16 protein-coding genes are annotated in these 25,442 nt (G+C 68.3%); 14 read left to right on the top strand and 2 right to left on the bottom strand.

What is annotated here, in order from left to right:
- The first annotated feature begins 4 nt into the window (after nucleotides 1-4).
- Both ACIA58_RS40350 and ACIA58_RS40345 read left to right on the top strand, forming a co-directional pair.
- Nucleotides 5-1,564, top strand: coding sequence for an FAD-dependent oxidoreductase (locus ACIA58_RS40350; protein ID WP_396409159.1), 1,560 nt, complete (start codon nucleotides 5-7; stop codon nucleotides 1,562-1,564).
- Nucleotides 1,565-1,602: 38 nt separating this feature from the next.
- Entirely contained in the window at nucleotides 1,603-3,711 is a 2,109-nt protein-coding gene (locus ACIA58_RS40345) for a DUF6351 family protein (protein ID WP_396409158.1), read from the top strand.
- Here ACIA58_RS40345 and ACIA58_RS40340 read toward each other — a convergent pair.
- Complete coding sequence (locus ACIA58_RS40340) at nucleotides 3,695-6,625, bottom strand: glycoside hydrolase family 2 TIM barrel-domain containing protein (protein WP_396409157.1); 2,931 nt, start codon at nucleotides 6,623-6,625, stop codon at nucleotides 3,695-3,697. The two genes, ACIA58_RS40345 and ACIA58_RS40340, sit on opposite strands and share 17 nt — an antisense overlap.
- Entirely contained in the window at nucleotides 6,625-8,391 is a 1,767-nt protein-coding gene (locus ACIA58_RS40335; RefSeq protein ID WP_396409156.1) for a glycoside hydrolase family 127 protein, read from the bottom strand. The genes ACIA58_RS40340 and ACIA58_RS40335 overlap by 1 nt, the downstream gene beginning before the upstream one ends.
- 206 nt (nucleotides 8,392-8,597) lie before the next feature.
- Between ACIA58_RS40335 and ACIA58_RS40330 the strand changes: the two genes are divergently transcribed.
- The 12 genes from ACIA58_RS40330 to ACIA58_RS40275 are packed head-to-tail and all read left to right on the top strand — an operon-like array spanning nucleotide 8,598 to nucleotide 25,435.
- Nucleotides 8,598-10,976, top strand: a complete 2,379-nt coding sequence (locus ACIA58_RS40330) for an Ig-like domain-containing protein (protein ID WP_396409155.1) — start codon at nucleotides 8,598-8,600, stop codon at nucleotides 10,974-10,976.
- 7 nt (nucleotides 10,977-10,983) lie between these two features.
- Nucleotides 10,984-12,966 carry an ABC transporter substrate-binding protein gene (locus ACIA58_RS40325; RefSeq protein ID WP_396409154.1) on the top strand — a complete coding sequence of 661 codons (1,983 nt, stop codon included), beginning with the start codon at nucleotides 10,984-10,986 and terminating at the stop codon, nucleotides 12,964-12,966.
- A complete protein-coding gene (locus ACIA58_RS40320; protein WP_396409153.1) occupies nucleotides 12,966-13,964 on the top strand; it encodes an ABC transporter permease in 999 nt (332 codons plus the stop codon). Before ACIA58_RS40325 ends, ACIA58_RS40320 begins: the two co-directional genes overlap by 1 nt.
- 6 nt (nucleotides 13,965-13,970) lie before the next feature.
- Nucleotides 13,971-15,110, top strand: coding sequence for an ABC transporter permease (locus tag ACIA58_RS40315; RefSeq protein ID WP_396409152.1), 1,140 nt, complete (start codon nucleotides 13,971-13,973; stop codon nucleotides 15,108-15,110).
- A gap of 10 nt (nucleotides 15,111-15,120) precedes the next feature.
- Nucleotides 15,121-16,116 carry an ABC transporter ATP-binding protein gene (locus tag ACIA58_RS40310; protein WP_396409151.1) on the top strand — a complete coding sequence of 332 codons (996 nt, stop codon included), beginning with the start codon at nucleotides 15,121-15,123 and terminating at the stop codon, nucleotides 16,114-16,116.
- Nucleotides 16,113-17,120 carry an ABC transporter ATP-binding protein gene (locus tag ACIA58_RS40305; protein WP_396409150.1) on the top strand — a complete coding sequence of 336 codons (1,008 nt, stop codon included), beginning with the start codon at nucleotides 16,113-16,115 and terminating at the stop codon, nucleotides 17,118-17,120. The genes ACIA58_RS40310 and ACIA58_RS40305 overlap by 4 nt, the downstream gene beginning before the upstream one ends.
- 14 nt (nucleotides 17,121-17,134) lie before the next feature.
- A complete protein-coding gene (locus ACIA58_RS40300) occupies nucleotides 17,135-18,631 on the top strand; it encodes an ABC transporter substrate-binding protein (RefSeq protein WP_396409149.1) in 1,497 nt (498 codons plus the stop codon).
- Nucleotides 18,628-19,692 carry an exo-alpha-sialidase gene (locus tag ACIA58_RS40295; RefSeq protein WP_396409148.1) on the top strand — a complete coding sequence of 355 codons (1,065 nt, stop codon included), beginning with the start codon at nucleotides 18,628-18,630 and terminating at the stop codon, nucleotides 19,690-19,692. The genes ACIA58_RS40300 and ACIA58_RS40295 overlap by 4 nt, the downstream gene beginning before the upstream one ends.
- Nucleotides 19,689-21,086, top strand: a complete 1,398-nt coding sequence (locus ACIA58_RS40290; protein ID WP_396409147.1) for a DUF5060 domain-containing protein — start codon at nucleotides 19,689-19,691, stop codon at nucleotides 21,084-21,086. The genes ACIA58_RS40295 and ACIA58_RS40290 overlap by 4 nt, the downstream gene beginning before the upstream one ends.
- The gene (locus ACIA58_RS40285; RefSeq protein ID WP_396409146.1) at nucleotides 21,083-22,258 is read left to right on the top strand and encodes a DUF5605 domain-containing protein; all 1,176 of its coding nucleotides are present in this window, start codon (nucleotides 21,083-21,085) and stop codon (nucleotides 22,256-22,258) included. Before ACIA58_RS40290 ends, ACIA58_RS40285 begins: the two co-directional genes overlap by 4 nt.
- Nucleotides 22,258-24,324: a hypothetical protein gene (locus ACIA58_RS40280; protein ID WP_396409145.1), complete on the top strand. Its 2,067-nt coding sequence runs from the start codon at nucleotides 22,258-22,260 to the stop codon at nucleotides 24,322-24,324. The genes ACIA58_RS40285 and ACIA58_RS40280 overlap by 1 nt, the downstream gene beginning before the upstream one ends.
- Nucleotides 24,317-25,435, top strand: coding sequence for a glycoside hydrolase family 28 protein (locus ACIA58_RS40275; protein WP_396409144.1), 1,119 nt, complete (start codon nucleotides 24,317-24,319; stop codon nucleotides 25,433-25,435). Before ACIA58_RS40280 ends, ACIA58_RS40275 begins: the two co-directional genes overlap by 8 nt.
- The last annotated feature ends 7 nt before the right edge of the window (nucleotides 25,436-25,442 follow it).

Here is a 25,442-nt window from a genome sequence, read left to right as displayed (position 1 = left end):
ACGGGTGGAGCTCGAGACAGATGTGCTGGTCGTCGGCGGCGGACTCGGTGGGGTCGCTGCTGCGCTGACCGCGGTGCGACTGGGCCACCATGTCGTACTGACCGAGCCGACCGACTGGCTGGGCGGACAGCTGACCAGCCAACTGGTCCCGCCGGACGAGCACCCGTGGATCGAGCAGTACGCCGCGACCGGGTACGCCGAACTCCGCCGCCGGATCCGGGACTACTACCGCCGGAACTATCCGTTGACGCCCGAGGCTGCTGCCGATCCGTTGCTCGATCCGGGGCGCGGCGTGGTCAGCCGGTTCTGCCACGAACCGCGCGTGGCCGCTGCCGTACTGGAGGAGATGCTCGCTCCGTGGCGGGCCTCCGGTCGGCTCCGGATGTACCTGGAACACGAGTCGATCGCGGTGCACGCGAACGGTGACGAGATCGAGGCGGTGACGCTCCGGGGCCTGCGCAGCGGCGACGAGCTGACGGTGACCGCGACGTACGTCGTCGACGCGACCGAGCTGGGCGACCTGCTGGAGCTGGGCGGCGTCGAGCACGTGATCGGTGCCGAGGGCCACGATCAGACCGGCGAGCTGCATGCGCCGGAGGTCGCGGATCCCCTTGATCAGCAGGCGTTCTCGTGGTGCTTCGCGCTGGAGCACCGTGAGGGGGAGGACCACACCATCGACCGGCCGGCGGGGTATGAGCATTGGCGGGACCACGTCGCGCCGTTCTGGCCGGGGCCGCAGCTGTCGTGGACGAACGTCGTACCGGTGACGCTCGAGCAGCGGGAGTGGAAGTTGCTCGAGGCGAACCCGGACCGCCGGGCGCCGTTCTCGCTCTGGCGCTACCGGCAGATCCTTGCTAGCAGCAACTTTGTCGACAAGGCGATCCCGGACGTCACGGTGGTGAACTGGCCGCAGCTCGACTACTGGGAGCAGCCCCTGCTCGGCGGTCCTGGCGCGGCGGAGGCATTGGCCGCGAGCCGGGACCTGTCGTTGTCCTTCCTCTACTGGATGCAGACCGAGGGCGGCTACCCCGGTCTGCGCCTGCGTCCGGACGTCACCGGTACGGCGGACGGGCTCGCCAAGGCGCCGTACATCCGGGAATCGCGCCGCATCCAGGCCGAGTTCACCGTTCTCGAGCAGCACGTCGGCGTGGAGGCGCGGCCGGACGGCGCGGGCAGCGAGGTGTTCGCGGACACCGTCGGGCTCGGTCGGTACCGGATCGATCTGCACCCGAGTACGGCGGGTCGCAACTACGTCGACATCGAGGCGTACCCGTTCCAGATCCCGCTCGGCGCGCTGATCCCGGTCCGCGTCGGCAACCTGCTGCCCGCGAACAAGAACATCGGCACGACGCACATCACCAATGGTTGCTACCGCCTGCACCCGGTCGAATGGAGCATCGGCGAGGCGGTCGGCGCACTGGTCGGCTTCTGCCTGACCGAAGGCCTCCCACCACACAGGGTCCGCAACGATCCCGGCCATCTGGCCGACTACCAGCGCCTGCTGGCGGACACTCTGAAGATCCCGCTGGCCTGGCCCGAAGAGATCCGCACCCACCGCGACTGAACCGATGATGCTGGATGTCAGCTGATCTTGGAGGACTTGTGATCCGTTCCCGACCGGTACGGCTGGCCGTCGTCCTGCTTGCCAGCGCACTCGTTCTCCCCGCGGTTCCGGCCGTGGCGTCGCGGGAGGTGAAGCTCGAGATCCTGTCCGGCCGCCCGTCCTCGGTCACCGGTGGCGATGCGTTGGTGCACGTCGTCGTACCGGCCGGGGACGACGACCGGGCGCGGGTGACGTTGAACGGAAAGGACGTGTCGTCGGTGTTCGTCGCCGACGGCGACGGTCTGACCGGGCTGGTCGAGGGCCTGCGACCTGGAGCGAACGTGCTCCGGGCCGAGACGGGGAACCGGCGTACGACGCTTGACGTGCGCAACTATCCGCGGCAGGGCCCGGTGTTCTCGGGGCCGCACGAGCAGCCGTTCGTGTGCGAGACGGCGGCTTTCGCGATCCCGGTGATCGGCGGGACGCTCGGCGCGCCGTTGGACAAAGACTGCACGGTCGCGCCGCGGGTCGACTACTTCTACCGGACGACCGCGGGGCAGTGGGCTCCGTGGCCGGCCGGTACGACGTCGTACCCGGCCGATCTCGCGACGACGGACGCGGGTGATCCGTTCATCGTGCGGATGGAGACGGGGAGTGCGAACCGCGCCGTCGTACAGACGACGATGTTGCACGATCCGCTGCATGAGGCCGCGCCGACGCCGGCCCGGCGCTCGTCGAGCTGGAACGGGCGGGCCATCTTCACACTCGGCGGCGGGTGCGCCGGTGGGTGGTACCGGTCCGGGGCGACGACCGGCGGGGTGACGGATCCGTTCCTGCTGCGGCGTGGGTACGCGTTGATGTCGTCGTCGCTGAACGTCTTCGGGCAGAACTGCAACGATCTGACCGCGGCCGAGTCGGCGATGATGACGAAGGAGTTGTTCGTCGAGCACTACGGGCGGCCGGAGTACACGGTCGGCTTCGGGTGCTCGGGCGGGTCGTACCAAGCGCATCAGATCACCGACAACTACCCGGGCATGTTCGACGGGATCGTCGTCGGGTGCTCGTTTCCGGAGGTCGGATTCGGCACGATCTCGTTCATCAGCGACTCGTGGCTGCTGGACTCGTATTTCAACAGGTCGAGCCTTGTGTGGACGCAGGAGCAGAAGCGGCAGGTGGCCGGGTTCGCGACGTACGCGACGCTGCCGAGCATGGCGGTCAGCGCGAACCGGATCGACCCGCGGCGCAACTGCGACATCGTCCCGGCGGCCCACCGCTACGACCCGGCTGCGAACCCTCGCGGCGTGCGGTGCGATGTGTTCGACCATGCGATCAATGTGTACGGCGCCGATCCGGTGACCGGGTTCGTACGACGGCCGCTGGACAACGTCGGCGTGCAGTACGGCCTCGGCGTGCTGAAGTCCGGGGTGATCACGCCGTCGCAGTTCCTCGATCTGAACGAGCACATCGGCGGGTTCGACGCGGATGCGAACCTGGTGCCGGCGCGTACCGTCGCGGATCCGCAGGCGGTGCGTACGGCGTACCGGACCGGGCGGCTGACCAGCGGCGGGGGAGGACTGAAGGAGGTGCCGATCATCGACTACCGGGCGTACTTCGACACCCAGTCGTACGGCGACATCCACGTCCGGTACCACACGTTCTCGATGCGGGCGCGGCTGGAGAAGGCGAACGGCACGGCGGCGAACCAGGTGAGTCTGCTCGAGGACGCCAAGTACGGATTGTTCAGCACGGACAGCCCGCTGCTGCAGCATGCGGTCGACTCGATGGATCGCTGGCTGACTGTGCTGGATGCCGATGGGACGTCGCGACCGCGGATCGACAAGATCGTCGCGGCGAAGCCGGATGAGTTGGTCGAAGGGTGCCGGGGTCCTTCGGAGTTCATCGCGCAGCCGTTGAACCGGGATCCGGCGTCGCAGTGCGAGCAACTGTTCCCGTCGGCGTCGTTCCCGCGGGAGGTGGCCGGGGCGGGCGTGGCCGCGGACGTGATCAAGTGCAAGCTGCGGGCGCCGGTCCGGTCGGAGTACCCGGGCTTCACCGACGCGCAATGGATGCGGCTGCGGACGATCTTCCGCGGCGGGGTCTGCGACTGGTCGAAGCCGGGAGTCGGGCAACAGCCGCTCGCCGGGACGTGGCTCAGCCTCCCAAGCTGAACCTGAAGCGGTGCGTCTTCGGTTGCAGGTCGTGCGGTGGGAGGATCGGCGCTCCGCTGGTCGGACTGCCCAGCCCGTGCTGCAGAGCGTCCAGGGTGATCCAGACGTTGTCGCTCGGGTGGAGGTCTGCTGGGTGTTCGGCGGCCGCGAGGTCGGCGATCGTCCAACGGCGTACCGTCAGCGCGAAGTGTGGATCGCCTGTGAGGCGGAGCCTTCCGGCGGTGCCTGACAGCTCGGCCCAGCGGACGTCGGCGCGGGCGCCGTTCTCCTGTGGGTAGAGGTAGGGGATCTGGAGGTTGTCGATCGTGGACGTGTACCTGCCGACCCGGGCCGCCGCGCGCGAGTCCGGATACGCCTGCCCAGGCCCCAGCCCGAACCACGTCATGCTGTGAAACCCGGGTGGTACCCCGAACGTCACGCCCACCCGAGCCCACGGCACCGTCCACTCACCCAGCGGCTCCATCTCCACGTCCGCCGTCAGGTTGTCCCCGTCCGACGTCCACCGGTACGTCGTCAACACCCGGGCATCCGTCGCCGCCGCACCTACCATCGTCACCACGACCAGCTCGTCACCGTCGGCGTCGACCGACACGGTTCGGTACCGCAGCCGGTCCAGGCCCGCGTTCGCCCACCGCGACTTCCGGTCCAGCGTCGTCGCGTCCCACGTCCGCGCATCGTGCTGAGTGGGCGCCCGCCACAACTCCAGCGGCACATGCTCCACGTCCCACCCCCGCAGCCCGACCAGCCGCCCGGTCCCGCCGCAGAACCGCGCCGCCCCGATCCGAATGCCGCCATCCCGTCTCAGGGGTTGACCCCTGAGTTTGTGGGTTGCCCCCTGGGATCCCGCAGGGACAACCCACAAACTGCGGGGTTGGCCCCTGAGACGGGACTCGGGAGGAGCGGGCGTGGCGGGCGTGGGGGGCGTGGGGTGGGGCGTGGGGTGGGGAGCGGGGTGGTGGGATTGGGTGAAGGCGACCTCGTGGCCGGCGGGCGCCCACGTGGTGTCGGTCGCGAGGACTGCCCGGATTGTCAGCCAGCGGTTCGGGGAGGCGGGAAGCTGTGGGAGTTCGAGGGTTGTCGAGGCGCCGGGCGGGATGACCGGGAGGTCGAGCGTGCCGTGGTCGACGGGTTCGCCTTCGTCGGCAAGCGTCCACTGGAGGGACAGGTGTGCCGTGTCGAGCACGTCGTACCTGTTGGTGATCGTCAACAGCTCGCCGGCGATCGTCAGTCGGATCGGCTCGTAGGCCTTGTGGACCTCGGCGAGCACCGGCTGCGGCGTGAGGTCGGGGAAGACGAGACCGTCGAGGACGTACGTCCCGTCGTGAAGCTCCTCGCCGAAGTCGCCGCCGTACCCGTAGGAACCGTCCGCCCGCAGGATGCCGTGCTCCATCCACTCCCACAGGAACCCGCCCTGGCACCGTTCGTACCGGTCGAAGAGCTCCTCGTACTCCGGTAACCCGCCAGGACCGTTGCCCCCGGCATGCGAGTACTCACACAGTACGAACGGCATCGCCCGCCGCCGCGCGTCCAGCACAGGATCCTCGAGCGGCTTCTCCGCACGCTTCCCGATCGCCTCCACCTCGGCATGCGAGGCATACATCCGGCTGTACACGTCCACATCCGCACACGACAGATCGCCCTCGTAGTGCAGCGGCCGGGACGGATCCCGGTCACGCGTCCAGGCGGCCATCGCCGTGAGGTTCGACCCGACGCCGGCCTCGTTGCCCAACGACCACATCACCACGGACGGATGGTTCTTGTCCCGCTCGACCGTTCGCCGCATCCGGTCCAGGGACGCGTCCAGGAAGCGCGGATCGTCGGCCGGATTTCCGCGCCAGTCGAGCAGGAAGAACCCGTGGGTCTCATAGTCGCACTCGTCCATCACCCAGAACCCGAGCTCGTCGCACAGTTCCAGCAACCGGGAGTCCGGCGGGTAGTGACTCGTCCGGATCGCATTGAGGTTGTGCCGCTTCATCACGAGCAGCTCCTCGCGCATCCGCTCGTACGGAACGGCGCGACCGAACACCGGATCGTGCTCGTGCCGATTCACCCCACGGAACACGATCCGCCGCCCGTTGACCCGCAGTACCCCGTCGACGATCTCCACGGTCCGGAAGCCGATCCGCACCGACACCCGCTCACCCGGCAGCTCCACGACCGCGTCGTACGACCGCGGCACTTCGGCCGACCAAGGCTCGACGCCCGGAATCGTCACGGTCTCCCCGCACGGCACCGCAACGTCCAGCGCAGGGATCCGCACCGTCGCGCCCGGCACAGACTCGACCATCAACACGCCGGCGCCATCGGCATAGTCGGCGTGCACGAAGACGTCAGCGTCCACCGGCCGCGAGATGAGCGTGACGTCGCGGAAGATCCCCGGCAACCACCACATGTCCTGGTCCTCGAGATACGACCCCGACGACCACTGATGCACCCGCACCGCCAGCACGTTCCGCCCCGGCCGCAGCACCTCACCGACCGCGAACTCCGCCGGCAGCCGCGAGCCCCGCGTCACCCCGAGCTCGACCCCGTTCAGCCACACCCGGGCGCACGAGTCGACGCCGTCGAACCGCAGCACCGACGGCCCGCTCCACGACGACGGCAACGAGAACACGAGGCGATGGTCGCCGGTCGGGTTCTCGTCCGGCACGTACGGCGGATCCACCGGGAACGGATACTTCTGGTTCGTGTACGCCGGACTCCCGTGACCGTGCATCGGCCACGACGACGGCACGGGCAACCAATCCCAGTCGGAGTCGTCGAAGTCCACCGCCTCGAAGCCGGCCGCGGGCACCGTGGGGGACCACCGGAACCGCCACTGCCCGTTCAGGCTCAACCGGGGAGCATCCGACCGTACGGCGGCCCGCGCCGGCAGCACGCCGTACCCGGGACCTGGATCTTCCCAGTAGTTCATCAGGCCTCCCGGATCCACACGGTCATCGGGCCGACCGTCCGATTCGCCCACGCGTAGTACGGGATCGCGGTCAGCGGCTCATCGCGTCCGGGCGCCTCGACCGTCGTGACCCCGCCCAGCAGGTCCGGCCGCTCCCGCTCGACCAGCTCACCCGCGACGACCGCCGTCTCGTCGAGTACGACGTCGTGGTCCTGCTGCTCGAAGCAGTAGACCAGCGGCCCACGCTCGATCGCGACGCACCCGCGCACCGAGTCGATCCGGTCGTCGGCCCGCGTACGGCGGGCTGCCACCGGCAACTCGAGCACGACCTCGTCACCCACCGACCAGACCCGCCGAAGCGGTCCATCCACACCGTTGATGGTCAGGCGGTGACTGTCGGCCCACGCCGGGATCCGAAGTCCTAGCGTCCACGCCTCGTTCGGGGTTGCGGTGATCCGCACTCGCACCGTCCCCTGCCACGGGTACTCCGTCGCCACCTCGAACGCCACCCGCCCGACCGGCAGGTCGACGGCAACCGACGCCGGCGCATACAGCTGCACCTGCACACCGTCATCGTCCGCCGTCGCCACCAACTGATCCAGCGACGACAACGTCCGCATCACGTTCGGCGGACAACACGCAGTACCGAACCACGGTTGCCGTCCACCCACCGCCGACCGCTGATCGTCGGCGAACGCTCCGGCCCGTACCTTCAACGTGTTCACATAGAAGAACCGATCTCCGGCCAGCGAGACACCGGAGATCACCGCGTTGTAGAGCGTCCGCTCGATCAGGTCGGCGTACTTGCTCTCACCCGTTGCCAACAGCAACCGCCAGCTCCACTGCACGCTCGCGATCGCGGCACACGTCTCGCAGTACGCCGCGTCCGGCGGCAGCTCGAACGGGTCACCGAACGCCTCGCCGTACCACCGCGCGCCGACACCACCAGTCAAGTACATCTGCGAATCGACCATCGTCTGCCACGTCGCCCGCAACGCCTCGAGCAGCTCGTCGTCGCCGGTCTCGACCGCCACATCGGTCGCGCCGGCCGCGAGGTAGAGCGCCCGCACCGCATGACCGGCGATCGTCCGCACCTCGCGCACCGGCAGGTGATCCTGGAAGTATGCCGGCCCGTGGTGACCCGGGGGAGTGAGCGTCCCGCGCCCGCGGGCCTCCACGAAGTACGACGCCAGCTCGAGGTACGCCGCTGTGCCGGTCTCGCGATAGAGGTCGACGAGCGCCATCTCGATCAACGGATGACCGTCGACGCCTTCGAGCCGACCCGGCCCGAATGTCTTGCACAGGTGATCCGCGAACCGGCAGGCGATGTCGAGCAAGGTGCGATCCCCGGTCGCCCGCACCTGCGCGACGGCGGCCTGCAGGAGGTGGCCCGCGCAGTACAGCTCGTGGCCCTTCTCCAGGTCGCCGTACCGCTGACCGTCGAGCGCAAGGCGGGTATGGGTGTTGAGATACCCGTCGGGCTCCTGCGCCGAAGCGACCAACTCGCTTGCACCGGCCTGCCAGGCGGCGAGCTCGGCAGAGGGCTCGCGGGCCTGCTCCCAGGCGACCGCCTCGAGCCATTTGTAGACGTCGGTGTCGGCGAAGAGCTTTCCTTCGAACCCGCCAGGCTCCGAGCCGGCCGCGCGGCGAAAGTTCGACAATGTGCCCACCTCCTCGAGCCGCTCGGCAGCGGCGGGGATGGTCGCGTCCCGGTTGACGCGCTGCCGGGCCGGCCAGAATCCGCCGTTGAGCTTCGTGCTGCCGAGGGGGAGTGGGCGCAAGGGCATGGAGGCTAGGTAACCACCGTCCAGGAGCTCGGGGCAAGACTTCAGTGCAAACGATTGCGATCAGACGATCACCCGCATGCAAACGATTGCGGATTTGTGCCGTCATGCCCTTGACATCGTCTCGCAACCTCCGTGACCATGAGGGCCGGTCGTTCCATTCGGACTTGATTAGATATTCATAACGCGCCGAAAGCGAGGCCTGGACGATGACCGAAACCTCCCCGCCCGAAACTCCCGTGGGCTGGTCCCGCCGTGGGTTCGTCGGGACCACCGCCGCCGCCATCGGAGTCGCATCGCTGGGCATCACGCCGACCGCGAGCGCGAAGACGACGGCCCGGGCAACCGCGGCAGACGACCGGCTGCCCGCCTTCCCCGGTGCCGAGGGCGCCGGTAAGTGGGCCACCGGCGGCCGCGGCGGATCCGTGTACGAGGTGACGACGCTGGCCGATTCCGGACCCGGCTCGCTCCGAGACGCCGTCTCCGGCTCGAACCGGACCGTCGTGTTCCGGGTCTCCGGCACGATCCAGCTCGAGACCGGTCTGCAGATCGCCGGCAACAACCTGACCATCGCCGGACAGACCGCGCCTGGTGGCGGCATCTGCGTGGCCGGTCACAGCACCGGGATCAAGGGCAGCGCCCACGACATCGTGATCCGCTACCTCCGGTTCCGCCTCGGCGACGAGAACGAGATCGCCGACGACTCGTTCAACACCAACGTGCCCGGTTCGGTCAGCCCGCAGATCCGCAACCTGATCATCGACCACTGCTCGTTCAGCTGGGCGGTCGACGAGTGCCTCTCGCCGTACGGGAACTTCGACGTCACCGTCCAGTGGTGCATCGTCTCCGAGGGCCTGGCGTTGTCCGCGCACCCGAAGAACCGGCACGGGTACGGCGGGATCTGGGGCGGCGAGCGGAACACGTACCACCACAACCTGATCGCCCACCAGGGCGGCCGCCAGCCCCGGTTCGGCTACACCGAGGGCATCAACCTCGAGGTCGACCACTACAACAACGTGGTCTACGACCACGGCTACACCTCGGTGTACGGCGGTGAGTGGGCCAACGGCATCAACATCATGAACAACTTCTACAAGCCCGGCCCGACCACGCTCGACGAGGTCGCCCCGGTCGTCCTGAGCGCGAACCGCGGCGGCCAGTGGTACGTCGCCGGCAACCAGGTCGAGGGCCACCCCGATGTCACCGCGCACAACCGCCGCGGCATCCGGTACCCGATCGGCGGCATCGTCGAGCTGACCGAGCCGCAGCCGATCCCGGGCCGCGGCGACATCCAGGCGGCCGCGAAGGCGTACGACGCGGTGCTGGCCGACGCCGGCGCGATCCTGCCGAGGCGCGACGCCGCCGACGCCCGCGTTATCGACGAGGTCCGCAAGGGCACCGGCCGGCTGATCAACTCGCAGAAGGAGGTCGGCGGCTACCCGACCCTCGACGGCGGCGAGGTGCCGGCCGACACCGACCACGACGGCATCCCGGACTGGTGGGAGAAGGCGAACGGCCTCGACCCGAACGACCCGTCCGACGCGCAGAAGATCGCCCCGAACGGCTACACCTACCTGGAGAACTACCTCAACTCCCTCGTCCCGGACCGGGTCGGCAACCCGACGATCCGGATCACCAGCCCGTCGCAGAACCAGACGATCCCGGGCCGCACCGCGCCGACCGTGACGATCAAGGCCGACGCCGCCGCGGCGAAGGGCGGTCAGCTCGCCAAGGTCGACTTCTTCGTCGGCGACCAGATCATCGGCACCGCGAACAAGGCGCCGTACCAGATCCAGTGGAAGAACGTTGCCGACGGCTCCTACTGGCTGACCGCGCGAGCAACCGATCAGAACGGTACGGCGACGCAGTCGACCGCGGTCCAGCTGCACGTCAACAAGCAGACGGGTACGACGGGCTGGACGTCGGCGTCCGTCGGCAAGCCGCCGGTGCCCGGCTCGGGCAGCCTGGACAGCGGGATCCTGACGATCAAGGGATCCGGCCGGATCTACGGGCGGACCAGCAACTTCCACTACGTGTACCGCAAGCTCCAGGTCGGCGGCGCCGGCTCGGTGTGGCAACTCACCACCCGGCTGGACAAGCTCAGCAAGGTCGCCAACGGGCTCACCGCGGGGCTGATGATCCGCGACACGCTCGACCCCACCGCTCCGTTCATGTACGGCGGTGTCGGCTACGGGGTCGCGGGCGGGTACGGCACCGTCAATGACAACGCGAGTGCCGCGCCGACGGCCACCGACGACGGCGGGATGAAGGCGCAGGCGATCCGGATCCAGACCGACGGATCGGTGCCGAGCGTCGGCCCTTGGCCGTGGGACGACACGTACCTGGACCCGACCAAGGTGTATTGGCTACGGCTGCTCCGGCGTGAGCGCCCGCAGGCCCGGGAGGTCGAGTTCGAGGCCTTCATCTCCACCGATCAAGTCACGTGGGACCGCTTCGGCTACGAAAAGATCATGATGCCGAGCCGGACCTTCTACATCGGATTCGCGATCGACGGCGGGCAGGTCGACAACGGCCTGATCGACTACGGGACCGCTCAGTTCAGCAACATCACGCTCGAGCAGCAGTGAGGTAGAGATGTCTGATAGCACGATCAATCGGCGCCGGCTGCTGCAGGGCGGTCTCGGACTCCTCGCGGTCGCCACCATTCCAGGATGCGGCTTCTTCGACACCAAGCCGGCGGGCTCCGGCGCGCAGGTGGCCGCGGCCGGCGAGAAGGAGTCGCCGATGCTGAAGGCCCTGGTGGACAAGGGATCCCTGCCTCCGCTGGCGGACCGGCTGCCCAAGAACCCGCCTGTGATCAAGCCGCTCGAAGGCAAGGCGCAGTACGGCGGGACGTGGCGCTCGGCGATGCTGACGCAGGAGGACACCCAGTGGCTGTGGTACGCGATGCACTACGAGCCGCTGCTGCGCTGGAAGCCCGACAAGGTCGGCAAGCCCGGGTACGACGAGCTCGACGCGAACACCGCCGAGTTCACGGTCGATGCCGACAGCAAGGTTTACACGTTCACGCTGCGCGAGGGCCTGAAGTGGTCCGACGGCAAGCCGTGTACGGCGGACGACCTGCTGTTCACGATCCTCGAGGTGCAGTGCGACGAGGGTCTGCACCCGGACGGGCTGTACGACGCGTTCCTGTCGCCGGACACCAACAAGATGGCGAAGGTCGAGAAGGTCGACGAGCGCACGGTGAAGATGACGTACTCGTCGCCGCAGCCGTCGCTGCTCGTGCAGATCGCCGATGCCATCTTCGAGCGTGAAGGCGCCTACGGGATGCTGCTGCCGAAGCACTACTTCCAGCAGTTCCACCTGAAGTACAACAAGAACGCGAACGCGCTGGCGAAGAAGGCCGGCGTCGGCAGCTGGGTCGACCTGTTCAACCAGAAGCAGAACCCGTGGACCAACCCGGACCAGCCGACGCTGGCGCCGTGGAAGGTGACCACCGCGCTCGGCAAGGGCTCCGCGGTCATCCTGACCCGGAACCCGTACTACTGGAAGGTCGACGACGCCGGCCGCCAGCTGCCGTACATCGACAACTGCCGGGTCGAGGTCGTGCAGGACGCGCAGGTCGAGCTGCTGAAGGTGATGAACGGCGAGTTCGGCATGCAGTACCGGAACTTCGGTACCCCGCAGAACAAGCCGGTCGTCGCGCAGAACCGGGCGAAGGGCGCCTACAAGATCTTCGAGGTGCCGACCCAGCTGACGAACACGATGGTCCTCGGCCTGAACCTGACCCACAAGGACCCGGCCAAGCGGGCGCTGTTCTCGAACAAGGAGTTCCGGGCCGGGCTGTCGGTCGCGATCAACCGCAAGGAGGTCATCGACGCGGTGTACGCCGGTCAGGGTGAGCCCTGGCAGGGCGCGCCGCCGAAGGACTCGCCGTACTACAACGAGCAGCTCGCAACGCAGTTCCTCGAGTTCGACGCCGCCAAGGCCAACCAGCACCTCGACGCGGCCGGGCTGACGAAGAAGTCGGCCGACGGCAAGCGGCTCGGTGCCGACGGCAAGCCGGTGTCGATCGCGGTGCTGGTGAGCGAGTCGTTCCCGGATCACGTCGAGGCGATCGAGTTCATCAAGAAGAGGTGGGCCGCGGTGGGCGTCGAGCTGCGTACGCAGGCGGTCAGCGAGGACCTCTACAAGGAACGGGTCAAGGGCAACGACCACGACGCCGGGACCTGGACCTGCGGCACCTTCGTGCTGCCGACCGGCACCGGCGGCGACCACTACTGGGTGCCGACCAACGACGGCAGCGCCCGGTACGGCATCGGCTGGGCGCAGTGGTACCAGTCGCACGGCGAGAAGGGCATCAAGCCGCCGGCCGAAGTACAGAAGCAGCTCGACCTGTTCACGCAGGCCAGGCAGGAGCCGGACGCGGGCAAGACGCTCGAGCTCGGCAAGCAGGTGCTGCAGATCGCGGCCGACCAGTTCTACTACATCGGGATCAGCTCGGTGCCGAACACGTACGGAGTTGTCAAGAACGACTTCCACAACGTGCCGACGCAGATGAGCGAGTCGGTTGCCCCCGGCATCGTCCACCCCGAGCAGTTCTCGATCGGCCAGTAATGCTGCGGTTCGTGGGCCGGCGACTGGTCTGGATGTTCATCACGCTGGCGGCGATCTCGTTCGTCACGTTCGTGGTGATCAAGCTGCCGCCGGGCGACTACACCACCACGGTGATCGCGAACGCCGAGGCACGCGGTCAGGACATCCCGGACTCGCAGATCGCCGAGCTGAAGCGGCACTACGGGCTCGACAAGCCGTTCATGGCGCAGTACCTGACCTGGATCGGCGGCGTCGTGCTGCACGGCGACCTCGGCCAGTCGTTCGCCTGGAACCAGTCGGTCTCCAGCCTGATCGGCAGCCGGGTGCTGCTCTCGATGGTGCTGTCGATCGCCAGCCTGCTGTTCGTCTGGGCGATCGCGTTCCCGATAGGCATCTACAGCGCCCTGCGGCAGTACTCGGCCGGAGACTACGTGGCGTCGTTCCTCGGCTTCATCGGGATGGCCGTGCCGGAGTTCATGCTCGCGCTGCTGATGATGTACGTCGGGTTCCGGTACTTCGGCCAGAGCGTCGGCGGGCTGTTCTCACCGCAGTACGCCGACGCCGCGTGGAACCTGGGCAAGCTGCTCGACCTGCTCGCGCACCTGTGGATCCCGATCGTCGTGGTCGGCGTCGCCGGTACGGCGGGACTGATCCGGATCACCCGCGCCAACCTGCTCGACGAGCTGCACAAGCCGTACGTCGCGACCGCGCGGGCGAAGGGTCTGCCGGAGTGGAAGCTGCTGCTCAAGTACCCGGTCCGGATGTCGCTGAGCCCGTTCTTCAGCACGGTCGGCTGGTTGCTGCCCGGGCTGATCAGCGGCGAGACGATCGTGTCGGTCGTGATGAGCCTGCCGACCAGCGGTCCGCTGCTGCTCGGCGCGGTGAAGAGCCAGGACATGTACCTGGTCGGCAGCTTCGTGCTCATTCTCAGCACGCTGACGGTGATCGGCACGATGCTCAGCGACCTCGCCCTGGCCTGGTGGGATCCGCGGATCCGCACCCGGTTCCAGAAGGGATAGATCACCATGGTTCAACAGCTCGAGGCGATCCCCCCCGATGTGCAGAATCCGCAGGAGGAGGTGGTCAAGAGCCTCCGCGATCACGGCGCGCTGCCGCAGTGGCGGTTGATGTGGCGGCAGTTCCGCCGGCACAAGCTCGCGGTGATCGGGCTGATCGTGCTGATCCCGATCTACTTCGTCGCGCTCTTCGCGGGCTTCTTCGCACCGGCGAACGCCGACACCGCGCACACCGCGCTGCCGTACGCCCCGCCGCAGCGGGTGCACATCTCCGGCGAGCAGGGGATGTTCGTGTACGGGTACTCGTCGACGCGCAACCAGGAGACGTTCGAGCAGACCTTCACCGTCGACAAGTCGAAGATCGTCAAGGTCGGGCTGTTCGTGCACGGCGACCGGTACTCGGTCCTCGGACCGATCACCTCCGACATCCACCTGATCGGGCCGGCCACCGCGGGCGAGCCGTTCTTCCTGGTCGGCGCGGACCAGTCCGGACGCGACCTGCTGTCGCGGTTGATCCACGGCGCCCGGGTCTCGTTGTCGATCGGGCTCGTCGGCGTGTTCGCCAGCTTCCTGCTCGGCATGCTGATCGGCGGCATCTCCGGCTACATGGGCGGCACGGTCGACAACGTGATCCAGCGGATCATCGAGTTCATCATGTCGATCCCGACGCTGCCGTTGTGGATGGCGTTGTCGGCGGCGCTGCCCGGCGGCTGGGGGCCGTTGACGCGGTACTTCGCGATCACGGTGATCCTCTCGCTGATCGGCTGGACCGGACTGGCGCGGGACGTCCGCGGCCGGTTCCTCAGTCTGCGCGAGGAGGACTTCGTGATGGCGGCCCGGCTCGACGGGGTCAGCCGGACCGGGATCATCTTCGGCCACATGGTGCCGTCGTTCGCCAGCCACATCATCGCGTCGGTCTCGATGGCCGTACCGCGGATGATCCTCGGCGAGACCAGCCTGTCGTTCCTCGGTCTCGGCCTGCAGCCGCCCGCGGTGAGCTGGGGCGTGCTGCTCGAGGGCGCGCAGAACGTCCGTGCGGTCGCCACCGCGCCCTGGCTGCTGACCCCCGGCCTCGCGGTCGTGGTCGTCGTACTCGCCATGAACTTCGTCGGCGACGGTCTCCGCGACGCCGCGGATCCCTACAAGTAGGAGGCCCCTGGTGCAACCGTTGTTGGAGGTCCGCGAGCTGCGGACGCATTTCGAGCTCGGTGACGGGGTCGTGAAGGCCGTCGACGGCGTCAGCCTGACGGTCCGGCGCGGCCGGACGCTGGCCGTGGTCGGCGAGTCGGGGTGCGGCAAGAGTGTGACCGCGCGGTCGATCCTGCGCCTGGTCGAGCGGCCGGCCCGGATCGTCGGCGGCGAGGTGCTGTTGCACTCCGAGTCCGACGGGGATCCGCTCGACCTGCTCGCGGCCAAGGACAAGCGGCTGCGGCAGGTCCGGTGGGCCGACATCGCGATGGTGTTCCAGGAGCCGATGGCATCGCTGAGCCTGGTGCACACCATCGGCGACCAGATCATCGAGGCCGTCCGGCTGCACGAGAACGTCGGGAAGCAGGCCGCGCGCGACCGGGCGATCGAGATGCTCGGCCGGGTCGGCATCCCGGACCCGAAGCGCCGCGTCGACTCGTACCCGTTCCAGTTCAGTGGTGGCATGCGGCAACGAGCCATGATCGCGATGGCGCTGGCCTGCCGGCCGCGGCTGCTGATCGCGGACGAGCCGACGACCGCGCTGGACGTGACGACGCAGGCCCAGATCCTCGACCTGCTGCAGGACCTCCAGCAGGAGCTCGGGATGGCGATCATGCTGATCACCCACGACCTCGGGGTCGCCGCACAGGTCGCCGACGAGGTCGCGGTGATGTACCTCGGCGAGGTGGTCGAGCAGGGCCCGGCGTCCGCCGTACTGAGCAATCCGAAGCATCCGTACACGCAGGCGCTGGTGCGTTCGGTTCCTCGGCTCGGCCAGCGCGGTCGGGACCGGTTGGTCGCCGTACGAGGGACCGTGCCGCCGCCGTACGAGCGTCCCTCCGGGTGCCGGTTCCATCCGCGGTGTGACGCGTTCATGGCGGGGAAGTGCGACGTGACGGTGCCGGCGACGGTGCGCAGCGACGAGATCGATGTGGCCTGCCTGCTGTACGGCGAGGGGGAGCGATGAACCTGCTGGAGACCAACGGCCTGACCATGCATTTCCCGCTGCACGGCGGATTCCTCGGCCGGAACCGCGGCTACGTGAAGGCGGTCGACGGTGTCGACCTGTCGATCCGCGCCGGCCGGACGCTCGGGCTGGTCGGGGAGTCGGGCTGCGGGAAGACGACGCTCGGCCGCTGCATCGTCCGTGCGTACGAGCCGACGGCGGGCAGCATCATGTTCGACGGCGTCGACCTGGCCGCGATGAGCGAGAAGCAGCTGAAGCCGTACCGCGGGCAGGTCCGGTTGATCTTCCAGGATCCGCACTCCTCGCTCGATCCGCGCAAGACCCTGCGCGACATCATCGCGGAGCCGCTGCGGGTCCAGGACGCCGGATCGCGCGACGAGATCGACGACAAGGTGGCCGCACTGCTGCGGCGCGTCGGGCTGCGGGCGGAGTACGCGCATCGCTACCCGCACGCGTTCAGCGGCGGTGAGCGGCAGCGGGTCGTGATCGCTCGCGCGCTCGCGACCGAGCCGCGGCTCGTGGTCGCCGACGAGGCGGTCAGCGCGCTCGATGTCTCGGTCCGGGCACAGATCCTCAACCTGCTGAAGGACCTGCAGGAGGAGTCCGGGCTGACCTACCTGTTCGTCTCGCACGACCTCGGCATCGTCGAGCATGTCGCGGACGACGTCGCGGTGATGTACGTCGGCAAGCTCGTCGAGAGCGCGTCGACCGAAGAGCTCTACGCCAAGCCCCTGCACCCGTACACCGAGGCGCTGCTCAGCGCCGTACCGGATCCCGACCCCGCGTCCCGCGGGCAGCGCGAGCGGATCAAGCTCAGCGGCGAGATCGCGGATCCGTCCAAGGTGCCGGCCGGCTGCCCGTTCCATCCCCGGTGCGGGTACGCCGAAGCCCGGTGTGCGACCGAAGTCCCGCAGTTGCGCGAGATCGGTGGCCGCAGAGTCGCGTGCCACCTGGCCGAGCAACTCGACCTGAAGGGTGTCCTCACGGCCACCACCGCCCCGTAGGAAAGGTCATCTCCATGTCCGAAGGAAATCTGTCCCGCCGTGGACTGTTACGCAACGGCGCACTGATCGGTGGACTCGCCGCTCTCGGCGGTTCTTTGCAGGCCACACCGGCCTCCGCCACCAGCGCGATCCCGCGCGCCCGCGCGCAGTCGGCGGAAGGCACGGTCGACATCCCGAACAAGTACGGCAAGCCGTTCTCGGTCGCCGACGACGAGCTGTTCGTCTTCGCCGCGAACTTCAAGCCGTTCGAGCTCGGCGGCGACGACGACGGCCGGGAGGCGCACCGGTACTTCGACGCCGTGTTCGGCGACGCGATCCGGGCCAAGTTCCCCGACATCAAGCTCAAGTACGCGACCTGGGACTACCCGATCCGGTACGAGGACATCGCCAAGGCCGGCCGCGTCCCCGACCTGATCCTGGAGGACCCGCGGCTGCGGATCGACCGCGACCTCGAGCCGCTCGGCTGGGTCCAGGACATCACGTCGCAGGTGCAGCAGGCCGGCATCGATCTGAGCAAGCTCAACCTCGGCTCGGTCGAGCAGATCAAGTCCCGGTCCGACGGCGGCCTGTACGGCGTCCCGCTGTGGATCGACGAGAGCCTGCTGTTCTACAACAAGCTGGTCTTCGACAAGTTCCGGGTCCGGTACCCCTCGACCGGATCGACGTACGACGAGATCTACAAGCTGGCCCAGAAGCTCACCCGGCAGGACGGGATCGACCACTACAAGGGCTACATGCAGCACCCGGACAACTACCTCGCGATGAACCAGCTCGGGCTGTACCCGTTCGTGCCCGGCTCGAGCGAGCAGCCGGCGCCGGAGGACGTCAAGGTCAACCTGACCAGCGGCGAGTGGAAGTCCATCGCGAACAACATGTACCGGTTCCTGATGATCCCGCGGAACAACTTCACCACGGTGGACGACTTCTTCAAGGGCGACATGAGCTTCCCGGGACACCTCGCGATGGCGGTGAACAACCTGTCCAAGCTCAACGCGTACGCCCTCAGCCCGTACTACGTCGAGGAGGACGACGCCGCGCAGTTCGCGGAGTGGGCCAAGAGCGTGAAGATCGGCGTCACCTCGATGCCGGTGCTGTCGCGCGGGTCGAAGTCGATCTACCAGCCCGACACCCGGGCCGCGTTCATCCCGCCGCAGTCGAAGCACCAGGACCAGGCGCTGGACGTGGTCAAGTACATGGTGTCGGAGGAGATGCAGACCCGGATCTCGTCGTACGGCATGAAGGGCGTGCTGAAGACGGACGCGGTGGTGAACGCCTTCGGTACGGCGATCCCGGAGCTGGCCGCGATCGACACGTCGGCGGTGTACTGGGGCGACAACGCGGTGATCAAGAACTACCAGAACACCGAGTACTGGGACATCCCGCTGTACAAGGTCTTCCGGCAGCACGTGCTGAAGGACGGGATGGACGTCGACTCGTCGCTGCAGGTCACCGAGCAGCAGGACATCCCGGACTACATCAAGGCCCAGGCCGCCGCCGGATTCACATGGTGAACGACCCCAGGTTCGACGGCCGCATCCGAGAGGGTGCGGCCCTCCTGCCCACCATCCACCCCGGCGACAGCCACGCCGCCACCCTCGTCGAGACGGCGGCCGGCGATCTGTTGTGCGCGTGGTTCAACGGCCCCGGCGAAGGCGAGCCGGACACGAACGTCGTCCTGTCCCGCCTCCCGGCCGGCACCGACACGTGGTTGCCGCCGGAGCAACTGTCGAGTGACCCGCGCCGCTCCGAGCAGAACCCGTTGCTGTTCGTTGCCGGGGCCAACGAGGTCTGGCTTCTGCACACTTCGAACGAGCCGCACGATCAGTCCACCTCGCGGGTGATCCGCCGCGTGTCCCACGACGGCGGTCTGACATGGGAACGCAGTGAGGTGCTGTTCGAGCATCTCGGCAGCTTCATCCGCAACCCGGTTGTTGTGTTGAGCAACGGAGATTGGTTGCTGCCGGCCTACGACTGCGACAGGACCGCCGAGCGCACCGTGATCAAGCTCAGTACCGACCGAGGCGAGACGTGGTCGACGGTGGAGGTGCCGGACGCGGTCGGGCAGGTGCAGATGAGTGTCGTGGAGCTGTCGCCCGGGGAGCTCGCCGGGTACTACCGCAGTCGCGCCGCCGATCGCATCCACCGATCGGTGTCCAAGGACAACGGCCGCACCTGGACCGCCCCCGAGCGGACCACCCTGCCCAACAACAACTCCGCGATCCAGGTGCTCCGCCTGACCGACGGGCGTCTGGTCATGGTGTTCAACGACTCCTCCACCGACCGCGACCAGTTCCGCTGGGTCGACGACGGCAAGGGCGGGGTGCGCCGGAAGACGCTGCGGACGCCGCTGACGCTGGCGTTGTCCGAGGACGACGGCGCCACCTGGCCGTACTGGCGGAACCTCCAGGTGCAGGACGAGGAGTACCGGGAGAACGAGTTCGGCTACTCGTACCCGACGCTGCTGCAGACCCGTGACGGGCGGCTGCACGTCGCGTACTCGTACCTGCGCAAGACCATCAAGCACGTGACCCTGGCGCCCGAGTGGATCCAGGCAGGAGATCGATTGCCATGAGCACCGAGTTGTGGGGCCTGCACGAACTCACCCTGTCCGGCCCGTCTGGCGGCAACCCGTTCGCCGAGGTGGAGTTCCAGGTCACGTACCAGTTCCGGAACCGGATGGTGACCGTCGACGGCTTCTACGACGGCGACGGCACCTACCGGGCGCGGTTCTCACCGGACCGGGAGGGGGAGTGGACGTACATCACGTCCAGCTCCGCCGCCGAGCTGGACGGCCGGCGCGGCGCCTTCACGTGCACCTCGCCAGGCCCTGGCAACCATGGCCCCGTCGGAGTCCACGGGGAACACCACTTCTCCTATGCCGACGGGATGCGCTACGAGTGCATCGGGACGACCTGCTACCACTGGACGTACGAGACGAAAGAGCTCCAGGAGCTGACCCTCGAGTCATTGCGGTCAGCCCCTTTCGACAAGGTGCGGATGTGTCTGCTGCCCACGGACGGCATGCGCCCCGAGCGCACGCCGTTCGTGGGCTCCACGCCCGGTGAGGTGGACGTCGAGCGGTACGATCCCGAGTTCTTCCGGCACTTCGAGAGCCGCGTCGCCGATCTGCTGGCCCTGGGGATCCAGGCGGACCTGATCCTGTTCCATCCTTATGACCGCGGCGTGTGGGGTTTCGACCGGATGACCCCGGAGCAGGACGCGGCGTACCTGCGGTACGTCGTCGCGCGGCTGGCGGCGTACCGGAACGTCTGGTGGTCGCTGTCGAACGAGTACGACTTCAACCACGAGAAGACGATCGCGGACTGGGACCGGCTGCTGCAGTTGGTGCAGCGGTACGACCCGTACCAGCGGCTGCGCTCGATCCACAACGGGACCAAGATGTACGAGGTCTTCACGCCGTACGACTTCTCCAAGCCGTGGATCACGCACCAGAGCGTGCAGCACTGGGACGGCGCCGAGGTCGCCGCCTGGCGTGACTGCCCGAAGCCGGTGGTCATCGACGAGATCGGCTACGAGGGCAACGCCGGCCGTCGCTGGGGGAACCTGACCGCGGACGAGATGGTGCACCGTTTCTGGCAGGGCATGTCGCTCGGCGGGTACGTCGGCCACGGCGAGTCCTTCGTCGACCGGGCGACCCGCGCCTGGATCTCGATCGGCGGCCGGCTGTACGGCGAAAGCCCGGAGCGGATCGACTTCCTGCGGGGCGTCTTCGCCGGCCTGCCGCGGCAGTCGAACGGCGAGGTCGACGGCGACCGATGCGTCCTGCACTACCTGGGCGACCGTCAACCGTCGGCGGTCGAGCTCGATCTGCCGGATGGTATGCCATTCCACTTCGACCTGATCGACACCCGGGCAATGACCATCACCCCGCTCGACGACTACTCCGGCCCCAGCCGAATCCCGCTACCCGCCACCCCGTACCTCGCCCTGAGAGGCACCCGATGACGTCAGTACCTCGCTGGGACGTGCTGGAACTCCCCGTGGCCGGGCCGACCGGTCTGGTCTTCCGGCACACGTCCGGTGCAACCGCCTACGCCGAATCCTTCCAGTCGGACGGTGGTTGGCTCGTCCGCTTCAGCCCGGATGTCGAAGGCGTCTGGTCGTACGACGGCGGGACTGTGACCTGCACCGCCGCGACCTCCCGCGGTCCCGTCCGCCGCTCAGGGACTACGTTGCGGTGGGCCGACGGGACGCCGTACCACCCACTCACCACTACGTGGTTCGGCCGTCCCGACCAGTGGGCCGCTGCTCGCCCCGCGCTCGCGGCGTCACCGTTCAATCGCGTCCGTTTGCAGGCATCCGAGGCGATCGAGGAGCAGGTCCGCGATCTGCTGTCCGTCGAGGTCATCGCCGACATCGTGCTGCCGCCGGACGAAGGCGTCGTCCACGATCTCGTGGTTCGTCTAGGGGCCTACCGCAACATCTCGTGGTGCCTGTCGCCGACCAGTCCCGCGCTGACGGGCGACCTGAGACGGTTGGCTGAGTTGATTGCTGAGCTCGACAGCGGGCGGCACCTGATCTCGATGCACGAGGCAACGGATCCCGGGCCGCCCTGGCTGACCCACCTCAGCGTGCGGTCGGAGAACCTGCGCGGAGTCTCGGCTTTGCGCCGCGACCACGCCAAGCCTGTCTTCGTCGACGCCTGCGGTCACGAAGGCGACGGCTCGACCCCTGACACCAGCCTCCGCCCCGAGGAGCTGCTCACCCGCATCTGGGAGGGAACCGTCCGGGGCGCCTACGTCACCCATGGCGAGTGGTATGCGAAAGCAGCCACGACGCCATGGTCTGCCGGCGGCAACCGTCCGACCGGCGTCGTCGCCCAACGCCTCCGCCTACTCCGCGAGGTGCTCGACGAACTCCCCGACGGCGTCGAACCCATCGACGACTACCGCGACGCCCCGACCCTCGCCGTCCCCGGGTCGTACTACCTCCAGTACCTCGGTGAGCACCAGTTCCCCGACCGCACGTTCTCCCTCCCGGCCGGTGTGTACGACGTCGACGTACTGGACGTGTGGAACCACTCGGTGCGCCGTACCCGCGAGAACGTCACCGGCACGCTGACGGTCCGACTGCCCGGGACGCAGTACCAGGCCATCCAGATCCGCCGGGCGGCCTGATGCCCGCGCTCACCGCCGGCTCGCGCCACGCCGAACTCCGCCGTACGTCGGACGGCGTCATCCTGCAACTCGGCCTGACCGACGGCGCCGTCTATCTCGAACGGCCCGTCGCCAACCTGCTGACGTACTCGGTCGGCCGCCCCTGGCAACCCAACCTGATCCACCCCGACGGTTGGTGGATCTCACGCCGGCCGGGCGAGCACCGCGCCGGATGCCGGGTCGGGCCGGTGGCCGTCGAGATGCGGCTGTCGTTCGACGACGGCGATCGGCTGAACCTCGAGCTCCGCTGGCGCAACACCAGCCAACGACGCTTGGCCGATCTCGCCGTCGGGCTCCTGCTCGACCTCGGCCGGGTGAAGGACAGCCAACTCACCATCCCCGGTCTGATCTACAACGACAACCCGTCGTCCGACCCGGCGCGAGCGGTGCCGCGGGTCGGCCCGGCGCCCGGCGGGGGCTTCGTGGCGGAGGAGGATCGCCTGCCGATCCCTGGCATGAACCTCGAATGGCGTACCGGTCGCGAACGCCGGTGGCTGTCGCTGTTCTCCCGTCCGGAGCCGCGCCGATCGGGCGACGGCCAGGTCCGCTACGGGTCGTTGGGCGCGATCCGCGAGGACGGCCCGGTGCTGGCCGCGCTGAGCGGCGTACTCATGTTCGACGGCAAACCGGATGTCCGGTACGTCAGCAAAGCCGAGACCGAGGCCACCGACGACGGCTACCTCACCCTCCGCCCCGGTGAGGTCCACACCCAACGCCTCGTCCTCGACTGGGGCCGGCAGGAGCTCCGCGGTCACGCCTTCCGCCACCTCGTCCGGAGTGCCCGGGCTCTCTTCACCGAGCGCGGCGCAGGCGGTCTCACACTTGACGAACTCGTCGCCCGCAAGGCGGTTGCGCTGGACAACAGGTGGTACCGGTCCGGGACTGTTGCCGGCTACACCAAGTTCAGCGATGTCCCCGGCAACGGTCCCCGCAAGGCCCGGCACTTCCTGTACGGCTGGACCGGCCAGGCACTGAAGCTCGCCTGGTGCGATGCCCGCCTCGGCTTCACCGCCGGCGACCGCGGCCGTATCGAGCGGGCCCGGATCGACCGCTGCCGAGCCGCCGTCGAGTTCTACCTCTCCGGTAGCCCCACGCCGACGCCCGGCCTTCGCCACAACGCCTACCAGATCAGCACGCGTCGCTGGACCAGCTTCCGCTCCACGATCTCCAGCCGCGCGTACGGCGAAACCCTCACCGATCTCGCCGACATCATCACCCTCTTCCACGCGCACGGAGAGTCCGTCCCACCCGCCTGGCTGCACGCGCTCCGCGAGTCCATCACCTTCCTTCGCGCTGCTCAGATGCCGGACGGAACCTTTCCGGCCGGCTGGCGGCTGGACGGCACAGCCGCGGCGACCACGGTCTCGGCGGCCGGTATCCCGTGTGTGCTGGCCGCCATCAAGGCGGCGGGGGTGCTCGACGATCCGGAGCTGTTGGCCGAGGCAACTATTTGGCTGAGTCGGTACCACGATCAGCATGCGCGGACCTTCGACCGTCCGTTCGCCCGCTCCACCCTGGACGCGGCCTGCGAGGACAAAGAAGCCGGCATGTACTACTTCATGGCCGCCTACGAACTCTTCCGCCGCACCGGCGATCCGCTCTACGCGCAATGGTGCGAGGTTGCCGCGGACTGGCTACTCACCTGGGTCTACGTCTGGTCGCCGGAGCTCGACCTCGACGCACCCCTCCGCGCCGCCGGCTTCAACGCGATCGGGTGGCCGACCGTCAGCGTCCAGAACCACCATCTGGACACGTTCTTCCCGACCTTCGAACTCCTTGCCTTCGGACTGGCCACCCATCGCCCCGAGTATGTCGCTGCGGCCCGGACCACCCTCCACGCCCTCACTCAAGGTGTTGCGGCCACCCCGGGCGACTGGAACTTCCCGATCCGGGGCGAACAAGGCGAGGCGTTCTTCCAAACCCACTGGCAGCGCCGCGGTCACGCCAACACCTGGAACCCGTCCTGGGTCATCGCCGTTCCGCTCGCCAACGCCCTCCGCATCCAGGATCTCCAGGCGCATGACTGACCACCGGATCACGGAGTACGGCGCCGACGTCGACTGCACCGCGGCGATCGCCAAGGCAATCGCCGCGTGCGAACCCGGCGACCGCGTCGTCGTACCCGAAGGCACCTATCTCACCGGCCCGATCCGGCTCCGCAGCCACATCGAGCTGCATGTGTCGGCAGGCGCCACGCTGCGATTCCTCACCGACCCGGCGGCGTACCCGATCGTGCGAACCCGCTGGCAGGGGATCGAGTGCTTCAGCCACTCGCCCCTCATCTACGCCTACGACGAGGTCAACGTCGCGATCACCGGCACCGGCACCCTGGACGGCGGCGCCGGTGCCGACAACTGGTGGAGCAACACCCGCCCGCGTGGCGACTGGGAGCGGCTGCTGCAGCTGGTGGAGGACGGCGTACCGGTCGAGGACCGTGTCTTCGAACCCGGGCACGGCTTCCGCCCGAGCTTCATCCAGCCGCACACCTGCCACCGCGTCCGGATCGAGGACGTCCGCATCGTCAATGCCCCGATGTGGGTCGTGCATCCGGTCTTCTGCAGCGATGTTCTCGTCCGCGGCATCACCATCGACAGCCTCGGCCCGAACAACGACGGCTGCAATCCGGACTCCTGCAAGGACGTCGTCATCACCGGCTGCTCGTTCACCACCGGCGACGACTGCATCGCGATCAAGTCCGGTCGCGACGACGACGGCCGCCGGGTCGCCCGCCCGTCGCAGAACATCCTGATCGAGTCCTGCCGCTTCACCGCCGGGCATGGCGCCCTGACCATCGGCAGCGAGACCTCGGGTGGCGTCCACAACGTCCACGCCCGGGCTCTCCACATCGCCGGCCCGGCGGTCGACCACGCGATCCGCATCAAGACCAACTCGTACCGCGGCGGCCGGATCGAGCACGTCACCGTCGAGGACACCGTCGTCGACGCCGTCACCACGTCCGCCGTGCTCATCACCACCAAGCACGCCGACCCGGAGCAGTCCGGCGGCCACCCGCCCGTCGTACGCGATGTCAGCATCACCAACCTGCAGGTTCGCTCCGGGCCGAAGACGCTGGAGGTCGACGACTCCGCGCAGGCGCCCGTGCAGAACCTCTCCTTCACAACGACCGAAACGTGGTGAGCTACTG

The organism is Kribbella sp. NPDC051586 (assembly GCF_044453965.1).
Lineage (GTDB): Bacteria > Actinomycetota > Actinomycetes > Propionibacteriales > Kribbellaceae > Kribbella.
Note: the sequence above shows the minus strand (reverse complement) of the source record. Positions and strands in the feature narration are given on the sequence as shown.